General features: G+C 41.6%; 5 protein-coding genes. 1 reads left to right on the top strand and 4 read right to left on the bottom strand.

Annotation, left to right across the window (positions count from 1 at the left end; genetic code table 11):
* A partial coding sequence (locus tag Q0340_RS08530; RefSeq protein WP_298082964.1) for an SDR family NAD(P)-dependent oxidoreductase occupies positions 1-312 on the bottom strand: 312 nt, incomplete at its 3' end.
* A 130-nt stretch (positions 313-442) separates the two neighbouring features.
* Between Q0340_RS08530 and Q0340_RS08525 the strand changes: the two genes are divergently transcribed.
* The gene (locus Q0340_RS08525; protein WP_298082963.1) at positions 443-1,111 is read left to right on the top strand and encodes a hypothetical protein; all 669 of its coding nucleotides are present in this window, start codon (positions 443-445) and stop codon (positions 1,109-1,111) included.
* Positions 1,112-1,731: 620 nt separating this feature from the next.
* Here the strand turns inward: Q0340_RS08525 and Q0340_RS08520 are convergent.
* From Q0340_RS08520 to Q0340_RS08510, 3 genes are all read right to left on the bottom strand, one after another.
* Positions 1,732-2,274: a DJ-1 family glyoxalase III gene (locus Q0340_RS08520; RefSeq protein WP_298082962.1), complete on the bottom strand. Its 543-nt coding sequence runs from the start codon at positions 2,272-2,274 to the stop codon at positions 1,732-1,734.
* A 10-nt stretch (positions 2,275-2,284) separates the two neighbouring features.
* Positions 2,285-2,860 (bottom strand): c-type cytochrome, encoded by a 576-nt coding sequence (locus Q0340_RS08515; protein WP_297988883.1) that lies wholly within the window; start codon positions 2,858-2,860, stop codon positions 2,285-2,287.
* Positions 2,861-2,935: 75 nt separating this feature from the next.
* Positions 2,936-4,159 carry an OprD family outer membrane porin gene (locus Q0340_RS08510; RefSeq protein WP_298082961.1) on the bottom strand — a complete coding sequence of 408 codons (1,224 nt, stop codon included), beginning with the start codon at positions 4,157-4,159 and terminating at the stop codon, positions 2,936-2,938.
* Between the last annotated feature and the right edge of the window lie 859 nt (positions 4,160-5,018).

The raw sequence follows: 5,018 nt of genomic DNA, 5'->3' as shown, positions 1-5,018 counted from the left end.
TACGGCGTCAAACACCGCAGCTTTATCGCGAATGTCCGCGGCGATAATGTGCGTATTGCCTAGCTCGTCGGCTAGCTTCTGTAGCCGCTCCTTGCGCCGCCCGAGTGCTATGATCTTATAGCCTTGCGCGCTAAGCGCCCTAGCGATCGCCTCACCAAAGCCGCTCGTAGCGCCCGTGATGAATGCCGTATTTTTCATATGATCCCCTTTGCGTAAAATTTTAAATTTAGTGCAATGATAACGCAAAACGGATTTAGAATTTATGAAATTTGTTCTTGCGGCGCTGGAGCGGATGAAATAATACGAAGACATTGGGCGTGCTTCTAGCGCGCATGAGTTCGTAATCGGCAGCGGATTCGGCGAGCGCACGGCTAAATTTAAAATTTTGCGCCGTTCGTTTGTCGCGGTTTGCTATAATCACTTAAATTTATGGAAAAGGCAAATGAGCAAATTTATACGATTTATCCTTGTTGGTATCTGTGTTTGCGCCACTTATGCGGGTCTGAAATATGCTTTTATACTCTTTATCACGTGGCTTATGTTTAGTGGGGTATATTTTGATGGACCGGGTACGCTGCTCGGCATACCGCTCACGTTTCTAAGCTCATCGGTTATATTTGATTATTATTGTATTGCACTGGGTTCTCATCTGCTCTTTTTATCGCTGCTTAAAGGGCGCGATGTGAAAACGCGGTGGATTTTGCCTTTATTTTTTATCATAACGCTCGCGTTTTGTAGTTTTTGCGTCTTAATCGGGCACGAAGATTATCAGCGCATAAACGCGCTTTTTGCACTCTTGCTTATCTCTCCTTTTACGCTCATCGCATATGCCATCGTTACGACCGTAATCCTTGCCAAAAATAAAATTTCGGATTATTATCCGGTCTTAATCGCGATAATTTTTGTGCCCATTCATGCCGCCAGCATAGAGATATGGGGGTTAGAACGGATATATTTTGGAGTATTTCTAAACGCGACAATACTGGGGATTTTTTATTTCACGGCGAAAATCAGGCGCGTAAATTTGATCGCATACAGACCCACACCCGACAAAATGCAAAATCTAAAGACCGTGTTATCAAAACAATACAAAGCAGCGCGACATTTTTAAACGACGATATTTTAAAGAAGCGCTAAATTTTATCCTTTTTAGGAATTCTAAATGACACTTTCGTCGCGCGCTACAAGCTTATATTCTTCCCGATAGATCTTAGCTTTACCATAAAACCTTCAAAAACTGCGCCGTTTTGCCTCTTGACACATTGACGTCGCTATTTGATCAAATTTAGACCCAGCGCGATCTCGTCGTTTTTGATCACGCCGATACCCTTATTTAGCACATTTTGCGCGATCTGTTTAACTTCTGCTAGCGAGTGCATCGCGAAGGTGCCGCACTAAAATTTATTCAGCTCAGCGACGTCCTCTTGAGGATACGCCTAAAATATTTTATGCTTACGCTCCACGCCGTCGTGATGTTAATATTTGGTTTTAATAGCAACTAGCTCCAATAAAATTTTATCTGTCACGCACAAGGTTTTTTGCGTTTTTCGATCTAAAATTTGAGTTGCAAGAATTCCATTTGTCGTTTACGGATACTCAGAATAAATATTGTGGCTATTTTATACGTGCAGAGTAAGATAAAATTTGTAGTTCTCAGGCGTGGCAAAATCACGCACCCCGTTTTACAGATGGCAAAATAAAGCGCGTTGGAATCGGCCTTCACTTGAAATTTTATTTAAAAAGCAAATCGGATTTTAGCTTGGAATAAACCTGCTCGCCTTTTAACTCACGGACGATTTGTAGTGCGAATTCCATCGCAGTAGCAGGGCCTTTCGAAGTCATTATATTTTGATCTTTTACGACATTCGCCGAATTCGTATAGCCTGGGTGAGCGATCTGATTTTCAAAACCCGGATAACAAGTGTAAGAGCCTTTTAGCACACCCGCGGTAGCTAGCGCCCATGGAGCGGCACATATTGCGCCGATCTTGGCATTGTTTGCGTCGAAGTCGCGCAGTATCTGCCCCAGCTTCTCGCTCTTTGCCAAATTTTCGGCTCCGGGCAAGCCGCCTGGCAAAACGATCATATCAAATTCCGAAACTTTTATATCGTCTAAAATTTCATCGGCGATCATCTCTACGCCGTGCGCACCGCAGACGCATTTCTTATCCAGCCCCACGGATGCTGCATCGATCTCCGCGCGGCGCAAAATATCGATCAAACTTACCGCCTCGATCTCTTCAAATCCGTTTGCCAAAACGATCGCTACTTTCATCTACGCTCCTTTATTTTAGGTATGAGCCCTGCTCGCTCGGGGCGGTCGAAATTTCAGTATTCGTGCTCCTACTAGACGAGCTATCGTATAGGAACGAATCGTCGCCTTTTAGATAAGCAATGATGTAGCCTAGCTCCGTAGCGCCCGTCTTAGCGGCGATCGGCTGCATGATATTTTTCATCTTGCCACCATAACTTAGATCTGTAGTGTATTGCGACATAGCTATCGAGATCTCTTTGGCGTCCATATCTTTGAGTTTACGTGATACTCCATAAGCTTTTTTTTGGCCATTCTCGCCGTGACATGAAGCGCACTTCTCAGCAAAGATAGCTCCACCTCTTTCTTTTAAAGAATTTATATTTCGATTTACCTTGCCGCTATGGGTTTTACTGCCTGCGACCGGAGCGTTTTTGTAGATATTTACAGTTACGTTTTCATCTTTAGAATGCTTTTCGATCAGGGATTTTAGCTCTTTGGCAAACTCACCTTTGGCTTCGAATACGTATGTATCGTCATTTGTGTTATCTGCAGCGTTTAGAGTAAAGGCAAAAAAACATGCTAAAAAAGAAATTTTAAAAATTTTCATAGAAAACCTTGATTTAGAATTTAAAAAGGGCGAAGCAAAAGCTTCGCCCTAATTTTACCCGTATAAGGTAAATAATTAGAAGCTGTATTTAGCCTCAAATCTGATGCGATCTTTTTTCTCATCAAGACCTGTGCCATAAGCATCATCAATCTTATAGTGAGAATACCAAGTTTTGAAGCTTAGCTTTTCATTATATTTATAAGAAATTCTACCTACTACCTCATATGCATTATCACCATCTGCTTTACCGTCTAGGTAATCAGCGCCGATTCTGATGCCAGTATCAGGGATGGTATAGCCTGCTACTACATACCAGTAGTGATTTTTACCACTGAAAGTTCTATAGTCTAGCAGCTCTTCACCTGGGCTAATAAAGGAGCCTTGGTCTTCAAAAGATACAAAAGAAAGTTTATCTTTATCATCAGGTTCGAATTTTAAATAACCTGCAGCTAAATCAACGCCAAAGAAACCAGCATTAGCCTCTGCTGCCCAGAAGTCTGCATCACTAGCGCCCGCATCTTTATAATCTCCGTCGAAATCAGAGAATGCGTATTGACCTTTTACGCCAAGATTGAAATCATCGGAAATATCAAAATTTAGAGCTAGCTCTGCAGCGAAAAGCTGTGCTACGTCCTCTAAAGCGTTATACCATAGTTGGAAAGATACAGGATCATATGAGCCCATAAATCCTATGCCATATAGATTATGATCGGTAGTTAATTTTCCACCTACTCGACCAATATCATTCATCCAAGCTCCATTTGAATCTATAGAGCTAATATCGCTATCATTCTCTAAAGAATCCATCCAAAAGCCGCTAATTGTCAAGCCCTCGATATCGGTACTAGTAATCTTAACACCGTCTCCATACATATCGTCGGTAAAGAACGAACCTATGCCCTGGCGACCGACTGCAATAGTGGTACCGCCGATAGTGTATCCTAAATAAGCTTTAGCGATATCGAAATCAGAATCTTTGTCGCTTGGATTTTGTGTACCGTGATATTGGCTATTTGAAGAAGAAAGCGACTCGCCATTATCTCTATCTAAGAACCTAACGCCCACTACACCAAAGAAATTATCATCGATTTTAGCTTTGAAATCTACTTCGGATTTAAATTCCCAAACGCCCTTATTACTATTTGTTTCATTTTTAAGGTGATCATGGGTATATCGCATACGAGCGTATCCGTTTAGATCCACGTCCTTGATAGCTTCCTCTAACGGAACAGCACTTGCACTCATAGCAAGAGCACCTGCAGCGACTGCTGCCGCTAAACTAAGTTTAACTAGTTTCATTTTGAACTCCTTTAAAAGTTTGTAAGCGCAATAGTAGCACAAAATGACAAATTATATGCTTAAAATAGGCTGAAAAATACTAAAATTTTACCAAATTGTTACCGAGTATTTACCGAAAATCTAAATTTAACGGGCATAAAAAAAGCGAGACCCACACAGGCCTCGCCGATTATTGAAAGGAGTTCTAATTTCGATGTGGGGATTATATCAGGCTGCGGTAAACAGACGGCAACACCTCTTTCTTGCGGGAGAAATTTGATAAAATTTTACGATGCGAAATTTTTTATGAATGAAATTTCAAGACACGAAATTTGCAAAGCGTGGGTTTTAAAAATCTACGCGACATCTTATCAGCGGGGAATACTGCACTGAAAACGAGCAGTACGCGACAAACTGCGAGAAAGAAAATTTATAAGAATTTCGCAATTAAAATTCTACGCCGGCTGTATTTCTATAATATAGAATTTTGCGGACAAAATAGCGCCATGTAGCAAGGAATTTAAGCGCGAAAGCAAGCGAATAGGAAATGCGAGCCGAGCCATATAAGTAAGATGTGCAGCGCAGAATTTCGTGAAATACAAAATTCCACAACTTATAAAATATAAAATTTATGCAGGCATCGCGTAAAGGATCAGCGGACTTTAAAGCGCAAGCAAATCGCGCAAGTCCGCCATGATTAAGAACAGAAACCATTGCCTTCATAAGAGTAGAGAGCGAACACAAAAGCGTTTCGCAAATTAAAAGCAGGCTCGCTTACCTTCAAGGGCACAGCGGCTAAAAATCGCGTAGGATTAAAAGCTGATATTTTCGCTCTCTGGTACAGCAATAGCGTCGTTTTTATGCATTTGTTTGGTCTCGA

This window comes from uncultured Campylobacter sp., assembly GCF_938045595.1.
Classification (GTDB): domain Bacteria; phylum Campylobacterota; class Campylobacteria; order Campylobacterales; family Campylobacteraceae; genus Campylobacter_B.
This window is presented reverse-complemented; position numbering and strand designations above follow the sequence as displayed.

What these genes read in the sequence shown, in the direction of transcription:
- Q0340_RS08525 (WP_298082963.1), top strand. Translation starts at nt 443, where the DNA reads ATGAGCAAATTTATACGATTTATCCTTGTTGGTATCTGTGTTTGCGCC.
- Q0340_RS08520 (WP_298082962.1), bottom strand. Translation starts at nt 2,274, where the DNA reads ATGAAAGTAGCGATCGTTTTGGCAAACGGATTTGAAGAGATCGAGGCG.
- Q0340_RS08515 (WP_297988883.1), bottom strand. Translation starts at nt 2,860, where the DNA reads ATGAAAATTTTTAAAATTTCTTTTTTAGCATGTTTTTTTGCCTTTACT.
- Q0340_RS08510 (WP_298082961.1), bottom strand. Translation starts at nt 4,159, where the DNA reads ATGAAACTAGTTAAACTTAGTTTAGCGGCAGCAGTCGCTGCAGGTGCT.